The organism is Mesorhizobium sp. M0698, from assembly GCF_040320455.1.
Taxonomy (GTDB): domain Bacteria; phylum Pseudomonadota; class Alphaproteobacteria; order Rhizobiales; family Rhizobiaceae; genus Mesorhizobium.
Map to the genome: position 1 here is coordinate 20,489 of NZ_JAMYPQ010000018.1, position 13,544 is coordinate 34,032.

Annotated in this window: 11 protein-coding genes; 7 read left to right on the plus strand and 4 right to left on the minus strand. The window is 62.5% G+C overall.

Annotated features, from left to right (window positions below; genetic code table 11):
* Positions 1-196 precede the first annotated feature (196 nt).
* Positions 197-1,618: an MFS transporter gene (locus tag NKI16_RS26720; protein WP_352622839.1), complete on the minus strand. Its 1,422-nt coding sequence runs from the start codon at positions 1,616-1,618 to the stop codon at positions 197-199.
* 295 nt (positions 1,619-1,913) lie between these two features.
* Here NKI16_RS26720 and guaB point away from each other — a divergent pair, with 295 nt between their 5' ends.
* Genes guaB through NKI16_RS26735 form a run of 3 tightly spaced genes read left to right on the plus strand, consistent with a single transcriptional unit; the run spans position 1,914 to position 4,435 of the window.
* The gene (guaB, locus tag NKI16_RS26725; RefSeq protein WP_352458563.1) at positions 1,914-3,416 is read left to right on the plus strand and encodes an IMP dehydrogenase; all 1,503 of its coding nucleotides are present in this window, start codon (positions 1,914-1,916) and stop codon (positions 3,414-3,416) included.
* Positions 3,417-3,447: 31 nt separating this feature from the next.
* A complete protein-coding gene (locus tag NKI16_RS26730) occupies positions 3,448-3,987 on the plus strand; it encodes a hypothetical protein (protein ID WP_352622842.1) in 540 nt (179 codons plus the stop codon).
* 28 nt (positions 3,988-4,015) lie between these two features.
* Positions 4,016-4,435, plus strand: a complete 420-nt coding sequence (locus NKI16_RS26735) for an MAPEG family protein (RefSeq protein ID WP_352622838.1) — start codon at positions 4,016-4,018, stop codon at positions 4,433-4,435.
* 5 nt (positions 4,436-4,440) lie between these two features.
* Here the strand turns inward: NKI16_RS26735 and rnd are convergent, their stop codons facing one another.
* Positions 4,441-5,598, minus strand: a complete 1,158-nt coding sequence (gene rnd, locus NKI16_RS26740; protein ID WP_352622837.1) for a ribonuclease D — start codon at positions 5,596-5,598, stop codon at positions 4,441-4,443.
* 72 nt (positions 5,599-5,670) lie between these two features.
* Positions 5,671-6,918, minus strand: coding sequence for an MFS transporter (locus NKI16_RS26745; protein WP_352621034.1), 1,248 nt, complete (start codon positions 6,916-6,918; stop codon positions 5,671-5,673).
* Positions 6,919-7,174: 256 nt separating this feature from the next.
* Here NKI16_RS26745 and NKI16_RS26750 point away from each other — a divergent pair, with 256 nt between their 5' ends.
* From NKI16_RS26750 to aspS, 4 genes are all read left to right on the plus strand, one after another.
* On the plus strand, positions 7,175-8,443 hold the full coding sequence (locus tag NKI16_RS26750) for an ABC transporter substrate-binding protein (RefSeq protein WP_352622836.1): 1,269 nt from the start codon (positions 7,175-7,177) through the stop codon (positions 8,441-8,443).
* A gap of 68 nt (positions 8,444-8,511) precedes the next feature.
* Positions 8,512-9,384 (plus strand): carbohydrate ABC transporter permease, encoded by an 873-nt coding sequence (locus tag NKI16_RS26755; RefSeq protein ID WP_352622841.1) that lies wholly within the window; start codon positions 8,512-8,514, stop codon positions 9,382-9,384.
* Positions 9,385-9,403: 19 nt separating this feature from the next.
* On the plus strand, positions 9,404-10,228 hold the full coding sequence (locus NKI16_RS26760; protein ID WP_352622835.1) for a carbohydrate ABC transporter permease: 825 nt from the start codon (positions 9,404-9,406) through the stop codon (positions 10,226-10,228).
* A gap of 214 nt (positions 10,229-10,442) precedes the next feature.
* The gene (gene aspS / locus NKI16_RS26765; RefSeq protein WP_352622840.1) at positions 10,443-12,233 is read left to right on the plus strand and encodes an aspartate--tRNA ligase; all 1,791 of its coding nucleotides are present in this window, start codon (positions 10,443-10,445) and stop codon (positions 12,231-12,233) included.
* Positions 12,234-12,313: 80 nt separating this feature from the next.
* Here the strand turns inward: aspS and NKI16_RS26770 are convergent, their stop codons facing one another.
* On the minus strand, positions 12,314-13,507 hold the full coding sequence (locus tag NKI16_RS26770) for an aq_1923 C-terminal domain (RefSeq protein WP_352590498.1): 1,194 nt from the start codon (positions 13,505-13,507) through the stop codon (positions 12,314-12,316).
* Between the last annotated feature and the right edge of the window lie 37 nt (positions 13,508-13,544).

The following is a 13,544-nucleotide window of genomic DNA, read 5'->3' on the forward strand; positions in this document are numbered from 1 at the left end:
CATCTGTTCGCGATGTCCCCAGTCCAAACACCCTTGTGGGAGAAGGTGGCCTCACGAAGCGAGGTCGGATGAGGGGTGTTCCAGCTTGGCAACACGCTTGCAGTTATCATCGCCTCATTTCTTCCAACACCCCTCAACCGTCTCGGCGCTGCGCGCCTATCCACCTTCTCCCACAAGGGGAGAAGGGAAGGGGTCCTCAACTCCCCGACGGGCTCACCGGCTCCAGCGTCTTCGGCGGCGTCAGCCGGCCATGTCCAGACACGGCATTGCCGGCCTCCGGCGCCAGCCGCATGAACGACAGCGAGGCTGCCGCCGACACCGCCGCTACAATGAAGAAGGCGGTGTGGAAGTCGCTCAGCGTCAGCGGGCCGCCATGGATATTGGTCGACACTTCCAGGATGCCGCCGGCCAGTGCCACGCCGAGTGCGATCGCCAACTGCTGGAACACCGCCGTGATCGGCGTGGCCTTGCTGGTGTCGGCGGCCGAAATCTCGGCGTAGGCAAGCGCATTGATGCCGGTGAAGAACATTGAGCGGATGAAGCCCCCGGCGAGCAGCATGGCGAGGATCAGCCCGTAGGGCGTTTCCGGGGTGAAGAGGCCGTAGATGGCGATCGACCCGGCCGCGATCAGCGAGCCCGAAATCAGCACCCGGCGGAACCCGGCGAGCCGGAAGATCAGCGCGGTGACGAACTTCATGCCAATGGCGCCGATCGCCGAGACGAAGGTGATCATGCCGGACTGGAACGGCGTCAGCCCGAAGCCGATCTGGAACATCAGCGGGAGCAAAAACGGCACCGCGCCGATGCCGACGCGAAACAGCGAGCCGCCGAGCACCGAGGAGCGGAACACCTGGTTGCGGAACAGTTCCAGCGCCAGCAACGGATTCTGTGCCCGGCGCGCATGCAGGAGATAAAGCGCGCCCGAAACCAGCCCGACCGCCACGGTAATGAGGCCGGTTGCAGGTGGCAGATAGGGCAGGCTGACGACCGACAGGCCGAAGACGACGCCGGAGGCGGCCAGCCCGCTCAGTACGAAACCAATGAAATCAAGCGGCGGCGTCTCCATCGATTCCGTCTCCGGCAGGAAGCGGGTGGCGAGCCAGATGCCCAGCAGGCCGATCGGCACGTTGATCAGGAAGATCCAGTGCCAGGTGAAATAGGTGGTGATGAAGCCGCCGACCGGCGGCCCGACGAGAGGCCCGACCAGCGCCGGCACGGTCAGCCAGGACATCGCGGCGACGAGTTCGCTCTTCGGCGTGGCGCGCACCAGCACCAGGCGTCCCACAGGCGTCATCATGGCGCCGCCAATGCCTTGCAGGAAGCGCGACACCACGAAGGCCGGCAGCGAATTGGAAAACGCACAAGCGATCGAACCGACGATGAAGACGGCGATTGCGGCGCGAAACACGTTCTTGGCGCCGAAGCGGTCGGCCATCCAGCCGCTTATCGGAATGAAAATCGCCAGCGATACCAGATAGGCGGTCAACGCCAGCTTGAGCGCGATCGGGCTGGTGTGGATGTCGATGGCGATCGCCGGCAACGATGTCGCAATGACGGTCGAATCCATGTTTTCCATGAATAGAGCGACCGCCAGGATAAGCGGAATGGTGCGGTTCACGATGGATCCGGCCTTGAAATGTGCGTCGCGATTGCTTGCCGGCCCTGGGGGCCAAACCGACAGGTAGGGCGGTTATCATGGCTTGGCCCGGATGTCGCATTAATTTGCTGTCACGTTTGTGCGACCGTAAGTCTCGCAGCCCCTAGGGCAAAATGCAGCTTCGCCACTACACAACCATCGGCTTTTCAACGGCGACGGGACGTGTTACGAGCCAGCGCCAATCCTGAAAGGGAAGAAGACGAGTCGGCGCTGTCCATCCAGGGCGAGCGCCTTTCCTGCATTCCGAGGGCTGGCCATGGCAAAAATCATCGAGACGTCCACCGGCGCATTGGCGCTGACCTTTGACGACGTGCTGCTGCAGCCGGGTCATTCCGAGGTCATGCCCGGCGAGACCGACATCCGCACCCGCATCGCTGGCGACATCGACCTCAACGTGCCGATCCTGTCGGCCGCCATGGACACGGTCACAGAGGCGCGGCTCGCCATCGCCATGGCCCAGGCCGGCGGCATTGGCGTGATCCACCGCAATTTCTCGCCGGCCGAACAGGCCGAGCAGGTGCGGCAGGTGAAGAAGTTCGAGTCCGGCATGGTGGTCAACCCGGTCACCATCGGTCCCGAGGCGACGCTTGCCGATGCGCTGGGTCTGATGCGCACCTACAGCATTTCGGGCATTCCGGTGGTCGAGAACGGCGGCACCGGCGGCCATACGGTCGGCCGGCTCGTCGGCATCCTGACCAACCGCGACGTCCGCTTCGCGTCCGATCCGGCGCAAAAGGTCTATGAGCTGATGACCCGCGAGAACCTGATCACGGTCAAGGAGAACGTCGATCAGGACGAGGCCAAGCGGCTGCTCCACCAGCACCGCATCGAGAAGCTGGTTGTGGTCGACCGGGACGGCAATTGCGTCGGGCTGATCACGGTCAAGGACATCGAGAAGTCGCAGCTCAACCCGCACGCCACCAAGGATGCGCAGGGACGCTTGCGCGCCGCTGCCGCCACCAGCGTCGGCGATGACGGCTTCGAGCGGGCCGAGCGCCTCATCGATGCCGGTGTCGACCTTCTGGTGATCGACACCGCGCACGGTCATTCGCAGCGCGTTCTGGATGCGGTGACGCGGGCCAAGAAGCTGTCCAACTCGGTTCGTATTCTGGCCGGCAACGTCGCCACCGCGGAAGGCACCTTGGCGCTGATCGATGCCGGCGCCGACGCGGTCAAGGTCGGCATCGGACCAGGCTCCATCTGCACCACCCGCATCGTCGCCGGCGTCGGCGTGCCGCAGCTCTCGGCGATCATGTCGGCGGTCGAGACGGCGCAGAAATCCGGCGTTTCGGTCATCGCCGATGGCGGCATCAAATATTCGGGCGATCTCGCCAAGGCACTGGCCGCCGGCGCAAGTGCTGCGATGATCGGCTCGCTGCTGGCCGGCACGGACGAGAGCCCGGGCGAGGTCTATCTGCACCAGGGCCGCTCCTTCAAAGCCTATCGCGGCATGGGCTCGGTCGGCGCCATGGCACGCGGCTCCGCCGATCGTTACTTCCAGGCCGAGGTGCGCGACACGCTGAAACTGGTCCCGGAAGGCATCGAAGGGCAGGTGCCGTACAAAGGACCTGTGTCTGGCGTGCTGCACCAGCTTGCAGGCGGCCTGAAAGCCGCTATGGGTTATGTCGGTGGCCGCGACCTTGCCGATTTCCGCGAGCGCGCCACTTTTGTGCGGATATCCAATGCCGGACTTCGTGAAAGCCACGCCCATGACGTCACGATTACCCGCGAAAGCCCGAATTATCCTGGCGGAGCCTGATCGCCATGCGCTTTGGCGCAATCTGGCGGCAATGATCCTGCGGCTGTCGCGCCACGCGGCCGCACTCTGTACCGCCACCGTGGCGGTTTTCATCATCATGACGGCGATGGAGTTCCTCTATTTTCGCCGATTGAGCGGCGGTCTGCCGTCGCTCGACATGCGCTATACCGGTTTCACCCCGGCTGAGGGCATGGCCTGGCTAACAGCCCTCGGCCGGCGCGGCAGCGAAATTATTCTCGTCTGGCATTACCTGACCTTCGACCTGCTTTTTCCGGCGCTGCTATCGCTGACGATGGTCAGCCTGATCCTGGCCACGGGCCGGCGGCTGAAGAATTTCCGTGCACTGCCTGCGCAAACCCAGTCGATATTCGCGGTTGTGCTGGTGCTGCCCTACCTGCTTACCGACTATGCCCAGAATATCGCCGTGGCTCGTCTTTTGTCCGATTTTCTGTCGGCCAATCCGGATTCGCTATCCTTCGCCTCGGCGCTGATCGTCACCAAATTCGCCCTACTGGCGATGCCAGTGACCGTCACTGCGGCTTTCACTCTGATGGCTCAGAAACGGCCTTGAAGGCTGGGTGACAACGACAGGGGGCGTCTTGAACCAGACCGCGATCTTCTGGCCGATGCTGGCGCAGGTGCTGCTGGTCTATATCGTCTATATCGTAATGGGCCGGCGCCGCTATGGTGCGGTCAGGTCGGGCGAAGCCAAGACCGGCCAGTTCAAGACGCGCTCGACGGAGCCTGGTTCCAGCATCACCGTCGCCAACAATCTGAGCAACCAGTTCGAACTGCCGGTGCTTTTCTACGTCTTATGCTTGACGCTGCACGTGACCAATGGCGTCAATTATCTGACCTTGGCGCTGATGTGGATCTTTGTCGTCTCCCGCTATCTTCACGCATCGGTCCACTTGACCAGCAATCGGCTAATCCTGCGCAGCAGGGCATTCTATCTGGGCGCGGTCGTTCTCGCACTTGGCTGGATATGGCTGGCGCTGCATCTGCTCGGCTTGGTCTGAGCAGATCAAGGCTGCACGTCGAACACCGCGATCTTGCGCTTGTCGAATTTGATGGCGAGTTCGCCGCGCACCAGCTTGAGCGCGGCCTCGCCGAAGACGGCGCGCCGCCAGCCTTGCAATGCCGGCACGTCGGCTTCGTCGCCCTCGGCAGCGATGCGGTCGATGTCGTCACTGGAGGCGAGTACCTTGGATGCGACGCCCTCCTTTTCGGCAACGATCCGCAGCAGCACCTTCAGCAACTCCGCCGCAGCGCTCGACCCCTCCGGCGGCTGGAAGCTCTTCGGCAGCTTCGGCATCTCTTCCCTGGGCAGGGCAAGGGCAGCGTTTACCGCGCCAAGCAGTGCCGTCGCCGTCGACGAGCGCTCCCAGCCCTTCGGCGTGGTACGCAGCTTGCTCAGCGCCGCAGCGTCGCGCGGCGCCTGCTGCGCCACTTCATAGATCGCATCGTCCTTGAGCACCCGGCCGCGCGGCACGTCGCGCTCGCGCGCTTCGCGTTCGCGCCAGGCGGCCACCGCCTGCACGATCGCCAGTTCCTGCGGCTTGCGCAGCCGCATCTTGAGCCGCTTCCAGGCATCCTCGGGATGCGGATCGTAGGTCTCGCGCGAGGTCAGCACGTCCATCTCCTCGTTCAGCCAGTGAGCGCGGTTTTCCCGCACCAGCTCGGCGCTGAGATGCTTGTAGACCTCGATCAGGTGGGTGACGTCGGCGAGCGCGTAGTCGAGCTGCTTTTCGGACAGCGGACGGTGGCGCCAGTCGGTGAAGCGCGAGGACTTGTCGAGCCGCGCTCCGGTGATGCGCTGCACCAGCTGGTCGTAGGAGACGCTGTCGCCGAAGCCGCAGACCATTGCCGCGACCTGGGTGTCGAACACCGGATGCGGCACCAGATCGCCGAGATGCACGATGATTTCGATGTCCTGGCGCGCCGCATGGAAGACTTTGACGATCGCCTCGTTGGCCATCAGCCTGAAGAACGGTTTCAGGTCGATGTCGGGCGACAGCGGATCGATCAGCGCGGTCACCCCGGGCGCTGCCATCTGGATCAGGCACAGGATCGGCCAGAAGGTCGTTTCGCGAATGAATTCGGTATCGACGGTGACGAATTCCGCCTTTTCGAAAGCGGCAATAGCGGTCTCGAGTTCTTTCTGGGTGGTGATGACGTGCATCAAATCGCTTTTGGCAAGGGAAGGGTCTCTTTCAATTTCAGCCGCGCGCGCTTTCGTCAAGCGCAAGCACCTCTATCCAGGCTTTGCGGGTTCATCGGGATCGGCATTCCGCTTCGCCAACCGGGCAAAAACCGTCGAGGTGCGCAACAGCGCCGTAAAACGGCTGCGATGGGTGGCCGGCACGGCGGAGCGCGCCCGCATCCGGTAAAGGATGACGGCCACGAAGATCGCATAGACGGTGGCGCTGAACACGAACAGCGCGCTCGGCCCGAAAAATTGCATCACCGTCGAGGCTGCGAACGGCCCGCCGATGGCGCCGAAGGAATAAAACAGCATCAAGGCAGCGTTGATCAGCACGAACTCGCCCTTGTCGGCGCGGTCGTTGGAATGCGCCGCTGACAACGAATAGAGCGGCATGGCGAAGCAGCCGAAGATGAAGACGAGCAGGAAGTTGAGAAACGGGCTGCCGCCTGCCACGAATGCCAGCGCCAGTGCCGCCACCATCGCACAGCACGTCGTCATCAGCAGCACCGAGCGCCGGTCCCAGCGGTCGGAGAGATAGCCAAGCGGGTATTGGATGATGGCGCCGCCGAAAATGCCGACGCTGACGAAGGTGACGACGTCGGCGACCGACATGCCGATCTGCTCGGCATAGACCGGCGACAGGGTGCGGAAGGCGCTGTTTGTGACGCCGACGGCGATACAGCCGAAGCAGCCGAGCGGCGAGATCCGCCAGACGCGCGCCAAATCGAGCTTGACGTCTTCCGGCGGCGTCGGATTGGAGCGGTCGCCGAGCGAAACCGGCACCAGCGAAACGGTGATCATCATCGACATGATGGCGAAGATGGCAAAGCCGCCGGCGCCAAAGATCGGGATCAGGAACTGGGCGCCCGTCACCGAGCCGATGTCGACCATCCGGTAGATGGCAAGCACCCGCGCCCGGTCGGTGTTGGTGACGCCGGAATTCAGCCAGGCTTCCATGATGGTGAACAGGCCGGCAAAGCAGAACCCGCCGGCAAAGCGCACGGCGCACCACATCACCGGATCGATGACCAGCACCAGAAGCAGCGTTCCCGCCGAGGCGATCGCCGCGAGTGCCGAAAAGGCGCGCACATGGCCGACGGACTTCATGATGCGGGTCACGGCAAGGCAGCCGAGCAGGAAGCCGGCGAAATAGAACGTGCCCATCAGGCCGATCGAGGAAGCGGGAAAACCTTCCTGCGCACCACGCAGCGCAATCAACGTGCTCTGCAGGCCGTTGCCGCCGAGCAGGATGCCGGCGGCGATCAGGAGGGGGATCAGCGGGCGGATGGAGGACATGAAGGAAAGCCTGTCGTTGATCCTTCTTGAACCATCACCTTCGCCAATGCCAGCGGCAATTCCCGGCGGCGTTGAGGCCAGCCGGGGGCTACCGCGTGGCGCCGGACCCTCCGTGTTGGGAACCAAGGCGTATCTTTGTAGTTCAGTGCTGGTGGGCGAATACGCGTCTTGTGAGCTGCCGGTGTGCGGAGACGGTGTCAGGCATCGAGGTCGTTTCTGCTGCCCGGCCTGAAGCTCCAAAGGGAGGTCCGCCATCATGAAATTTCATTCCGCATTTGCGGCATTTGCCGTGGCCGCAGTTCTGGCGGCCGGGCCGGCGCGGGCTGTCGACCTCGCCATGGTGTCCGGAGATACCGGCAACGGCCAGAGAATCCTTCGCGAGATCCTCGATCATTACGAGAAGAAGACCGGCAACAAGGTTAGCGTCGTTCCGCTGCCTCCCTCGGCGACGGACCAGTTTGGCCAATACCGGCTCTGGCTTGCCGCCGGAAGCAGCGACGTCGACGTCTATCAAACGGACATCATCTGGGCCCCCCAGCTTGCAAGGCAGTTCATCGACCTGACCGAAGCGACCAAGGATGTCGTTGGCGCCCATTTCCCATCGATCATCAAATCGCAGACCGTGGACGGCAAGCTCGTCGCCTTGCCGATATTCACCGACGCTCCGGCGCTCTACTACCGCAAGGATCTCCTCGACAAATACGGCGCCAGGGTCCCGGCCAGCTGGGCTGAACTTGCCGATACCGCCAAGCTTGTCATGGACAAGGAGCGCGCGGCCGGCAACAAGGACATGTGGGGTTTCGTTTTCCAGGGCAACGCCTATGAGGGGCTGACCTGCGATGCACTCGAATGGGTGAAGTCGAACGGCGGCGGCCAGATCATCGAGCCGGACGGCACGATCTCCATCAACAATCCGCAAGCAGCTGCGGCGCTGGAAATGGCGAGGAGCTGGGTGGGAACCATCTCGCCGCCCGGCGTTCTGGCCTACCAGGAAGAAGAGTCGCGCGGAGTCTGGCAGACCGGCAACGCCGTCTTCATGCGCAACTGGCCCTACGCCTACGCGCTTGGCAACAGCGAAAGCTCCCCCATCAAAGGCAAGTTCAAGGTGACCACGCTGCCGCCGGGGTCGGGTGAGGGCGCGCGCCCGGCAGCAACGCTTGGCGGCTGGAATCTCGCGGTTTCCAAATATTCGAAGAACCCGGATGCAGCGATCGAGCTGGTCAAATGGATCGCCTCGCCTCAGATGCAGAAGTACCGCGCCTTGAAGGGGGCATATCTGCCGACCATCCAGGCACTCTATGACGATGCCGACATCGCCAGCGCCCAGCCGGTGATTCCGCGCTGGAAGGAAGTCGTCCTCAACGCGGTGCCGCGTCCCTCGGCCCAGGCCAAGACCAGGTACAATGAGGCATCGAGCGAGTTCTGGACCGCCGTCCACAACACCATGTCCGGCGAGGGCACGGCCGCCGACAACCTTGCCGATCTGGAGTTCTCCTTGACCAGGCTCAAGGGCACCGCCTGGTGACCTCGCCGCGCTCAGGCTCGCTGCTGGCGCGTCAGCGTGTGCGCTCGGCATGGCTGCTGCTTGCCCCGATGCTCATCGTGCTCGTCGCCGTCGCCGGCTGGCCGTTGATGCGCACGATCTATTTCGGCTTCACCGATGCCTCGCTCGCCGACCTCGAAGCCCGCCGCTGGGTTGGCTTCGCCAACTATTTCTCCGTCCTGCAAATGCCGAGCGGCCGCGTCATTTATGACGGGCTGCTCGCCGATCCGGTCTGGTGGCGCGCCGTCTGGAACACGGTGCGCTTCGCGGTGATTTCGGTGACCTGCGAGACGATGCTCGGCATGATCGTCGCGCTGGTGCTCAACGCCAAGTTTCGCGGCCGCGGCATCGTACGCGCCGCGATTCTCATCCCTTGGGCCATCCCGACGATCGTCTCGGCTAAAATGTGGCAGTGGATGCTCAACGACCAGTTCGGCATCATCAACGACGTCCTGCTCAAGCTCGGCCTGATCAGCACCAAGATCGCCTGGACGGCCAGCGCCGACACGGCGATGGTCGCCGTCCTTGTTGTCGACATCTGGAAGGCGACCCCCTTCATGGCGCTTCTCATTCTCGCCGGCCTCCAGATGCTTCCGCAAGAAATCTACGAGGTCGCCAAGCTCGACGGCGTCGGCGCGTGGAGAATTTTCTGGAAGATCACCTTGCCGCTCATCCGACCGGCGTTGATGGTGGCCATGATCTTTCGCGGTCTCGATGCCCTGCGCATCTTCGATCTGATCTACGTGCTTACGCCAAACAACATACACACCAAGTCGATGTCGGTGTTTGCCCGCGAGAGCCTGTTTGAGTTCGACAAGTTCGCTTCCGGTTCCGCCGCCTCGACGCTTCTCTTCCTTATCCTCGCTCTGCTGACCATGCTCGTTCTTTGGCTCGGCCGGATAAGACTGGACAAGGACTATTGATCATGGGGGACTACTGACCATGTGGATCGTCAAGCGCACGGCTTTCTACCTCCTCGTCGCCGTTATCGTCGTCGTCGCGGTGTTCCCGTTCTACTATGCCACCATCACCAGCCTGAAATCGGGGACGGCGCTCTTCCAGGTCGACTATTGGCCGACGACGATTACCTTCAGCAACTACAGGACCGTATTCACCGAGGGGACCTTCCTGCGCAATCTCGTGAACTCGCTGTTCATCTCGAGCGCGGTCGTTGTCATTTCGCTGTTCCTCGGCGTCACCGCCGCCTATGCGCTGGCGCGCATCCGCTTCCGCGGCCGCTCGGCTCTGCTCCTCACTATCCTGTCCGTTTCGATGTTCCCGCAATTGGCGGTGCTTGCCGGTCTTTTCGAGCTGATCCGCACCTTCGGCCTCTACAATTCGCCGTTCGCGCTGATCTTGTCCTACATGATCTTCACCTTGCCGTTCACCGTTTGGGTGCTCACCGCCTTCGTTCGCGACCTGCCGATCGAACTGGAGGAAGCGGCGATCCTCGATGGCGCCACGCCCTGGATCATCATCAGCCGCGTCTTCCTGCCGCTGATGTGGCCGGCGCTGGCGACCACCGGGCTACTCGCCTTCATCGGTGCTTGGAACGAGTTCCTGTTTGCCCTGACGTTTACCTCCAGCAACGAGCAGCGAACCGTGCCGGTCGCCATCGCCCTGCTCTCCGGCAGCTCTCAATTCGAGATCCCGTGGGGCAACATCATGGCCGCATCGGTGATCGTCACCGTGCCGCTCGTCGTCCTCGTTCTCATCTTCCAGCGCAAGATCGTCTCCGGCCTCACGGCGGGCGGGGTGAAGGGATGAGTGCATAGTTGAACTGCCGGCACAGAGCAGCGAACTCAGATTGACGCCTCGAGCATAAATTGATGCCGGTGGGATAGGGGCGGGAAGAACGCGAACTCGACCCGGCTGCCGCTTGCCTTGACAAATGCACCCTCTCATGTGCTTTTCGCGCAAATTTTCAGGCTGAGCCATCATGCCTTGGCCGCAACCCAACATCCGGACTTTAAGAATGACAATGCATCGTTACCGCAGCCATACCTGTGCCCAATTGAGGAAGCTCGACGTCGGCTCGACCGTACGCCTGTCGGGCTGGGTGCATCGCGTGCGCGACCATGGCGGCCTGCTGTTCATCGATTTGCGCGACCATTACGGCCTGACGCAGATCGTCGCCGATCCGGATTCGCCCGCCTTCAAGATTGCCGAGACCCTGCGCGGCGAATGGGTCGTCCGCGTCGACGGCGAGGTCAAGGCGCGCCTCGCCGACACCGTGAACCCTAATTTGCCGACCGGCGAGATCGAAATCTTCGCGCGCGAGATCGAGGTGCTGTCGGCGGCCAGGGAATTGCCGCTGCCGGTCTTCGGCGAGCCGGATTATCCGGAGGACATCCGCCTCAAATACCGCTTCCTCGACCTGCGCCGCGACACGCTGCACAAGAATATCGTCGCGCGCACGAAAATCATCGCCGAGATGCGCAAGCTGATGGGCGAGGTCGGCTTCACGGAATTCTCGACGCCGATCCTGACCGCCTCGTCGCCGGAAGGGGCGCGCGACTTTCTGGTGCCGTCGCGCATCCACCCCGGCACTTTCTATGCGCTGCCGCAGGCACCGCAGATATATAAGCAGCTGATCATGGTGTCCGGCTTCGACCGCTACTTCCAGATTGCGCCCTGCTTCCGCGACGAGGACCCGCGCGCCGACCGTCTGCCGGGTGAATTCTATCAGCTCGACGTGGAGATGAGCTTCGTCGAGCAGGAGGATGTGTTTACCACCATGGAGCCGGTGATGCGGGGGGTGTTCGAGACATTTGCCGCCGGCAAGCCGGTGACGGAGAAGTTTCCGCGCATCGCCTATGATGTCGCCATGCGCAAATACGGCACCGACAAGCCGGACCTGCGCAACCCGATCGAGATGCAGGCCGTCTCGGATCATTTTCGCGACTCTGGCTTCAAGGTATTTGCCAACATCCTTGCCAACGATCCGAAGGCCGAGGTCTGGGCCATTCCGGCCAAGACCGGCGGGTCTCGCGCCTTCTGCGACCGCATGAACTCATGGGCGCAAGGCGAGGGCCAGCCCGGCCTCGGCTACATCTTCTGGCGCAAGGAGGGCGAGAAGCTTGAAGGCGCCGGGCCGCTGGCCAAGAACATCGGCGAGGAGCGCACCGAGGCGATCCGACAACAACTCGGCCTTGCCGATGGCGATGCCGCCTTCTTCGTCGCCGGCGACCCAAAGAAATTCGTCTCCTTCGCGGGTGCGGCGCGCACCCGCGCCGGTGAGGAGCTCAATCTTGTCGACCGCGACCGCTTCGAATTGTGCTGGATCGTCGACTTCCCGTTCTTCGAATGGAACGAGGACGAGAAGAAGATCGACTTCGCGCACAATCCCTTCTCGATGCCGCAAGGTGGCATCGATGCGCTTAACGGCGAGGATCTGCTCGGCATCAAGGCGTTCCAGTACGACATGGTCTGCAATGGCTTCGAGATCGCCTCCGGCGGCATCCGCAACCATCTGCCCGAAACCATGGTCAAGGCGTTCGAAACCGTCGGGCTGGACCGCGCAACGGTCGAGGAACGCTTCGGTGGCCTTTACCGTGCTTTCCAGTATGGCGCGCCGCCGCATGGCGGCATGGCGGCCGGCATCGACCGTGTCGTCATGCTTCTGGTCGGCGCCAGGAACCTGCGCGAAGTGACCATGTTCCCGATGAACCAGCAGGCCTACGACCTGTTGATGAACGCGCCGTCGGAAGCCAGCCCGCAGCAGCTTCGCGAATTGTCGCTGCGCGTCGTGGCGACGAAGAAAGAGGTTTAGAAAACGCTCCGAACCGGTGCTGTTGATTCATAAAAAAGCCCGGCATCGCTGCCGGGCTTTTTGCTTGAAGCCTGTCTCGATCAGTCTTCGTTTGCTGTAACCGTCACGCCAAGCGTTTTCGGCAGGTCGAGCGGGTTGGACATGGCGCCCGCCATGATCAGCGCGAACGGCACCGCTGCCGGCGGCTCGGCCGAGACCTCGATGCTTTGCGGGTCGTCGAGGAATTTGTTGACCGCGGCCGAAACCTGCGCGGTCAGTTCCGGATTGTTGAGCTGCGCCATGCCGAAGGGCACGATCGCCTTGGCCTGGTTGGCGATGTCCTTGCCGGACATGCCTTGCTGCTTGCCGGCATAATCGAGCACCTTTTTGGTCAGCGAATCGTCGTCGAAGCGGATCGAGGCGCTGTTGAACGAAAGCTGCTGCAGCAGCCCGAGCATGGCCATGCCTTGCGCCGAATTGTCCGCGCCTTCGGGCTGCGCTGCCATCTTCTTCTGCATCTCCTGCAGTGATTTGATGACGTCCAGCGTGTAGCCGCCGAGATCGAAGGTCATGCCGAGCGTGCCGGCATTGTCGACCGATATTTCGTATTTCGACAAGTCCATCCTGCCGTCGGTAGGCTGCCAGGTGCCTTCCATCTCAAGATTGCCTGATATGTTCTGGTAGCCGAGCGCGTTGATGACTTCCTTGGACTTCGGATCTTCGACCAGGGTCAGGTCGGCAGCGAATTTTTCCGTAGTGCCGGAAAACGCCATGGCCTTGCCGTCGGCCGGCGGCGTGATTGCGATGGCAAGCCCGTCCATCGAGAAAGCAGTTTTGTCAGCCACTTTGACTGTCATGTTGTCGAGCTCGGCCGATTTGTACATCATCAGCGAGCCCAGCGGACCGGTTGCGCCTTCGGCCGGAACCGTCATGTCGTGGATGACGAAGGGGCTGAGATTGAGCGTGACGCCATCTTCGCTGTGTTCGAACGGCGACGTCGATACGGTCGCGATTTGATAGCCGCCATTGGCTTCGGTCACACCTTCGAGCTTGACGTCGCCGATCTTGAGCGCCTCCTTTTCGGCCGCCGGTTTGACCGCTACGCCTTGCAGAACCATGCTGGAGGTGTCGCCGGTTACTCCGGTCCAGGAGAGGTCGACACCCTGCGCGGCGAGGGCAGCCTTCAGCCGGTCGGCGACCGCGGTATCCTGCGCGAACGCCGCATTCAGCGGCAGCGTCAGCAAAAAGGTCGAAAAAGCCAGTCTTTTAATAAGTGTCGAGTGTCTGATCGTCATCGAGAGCTCCCCTGAGAGTGTCCTGAAATTCTTTTCA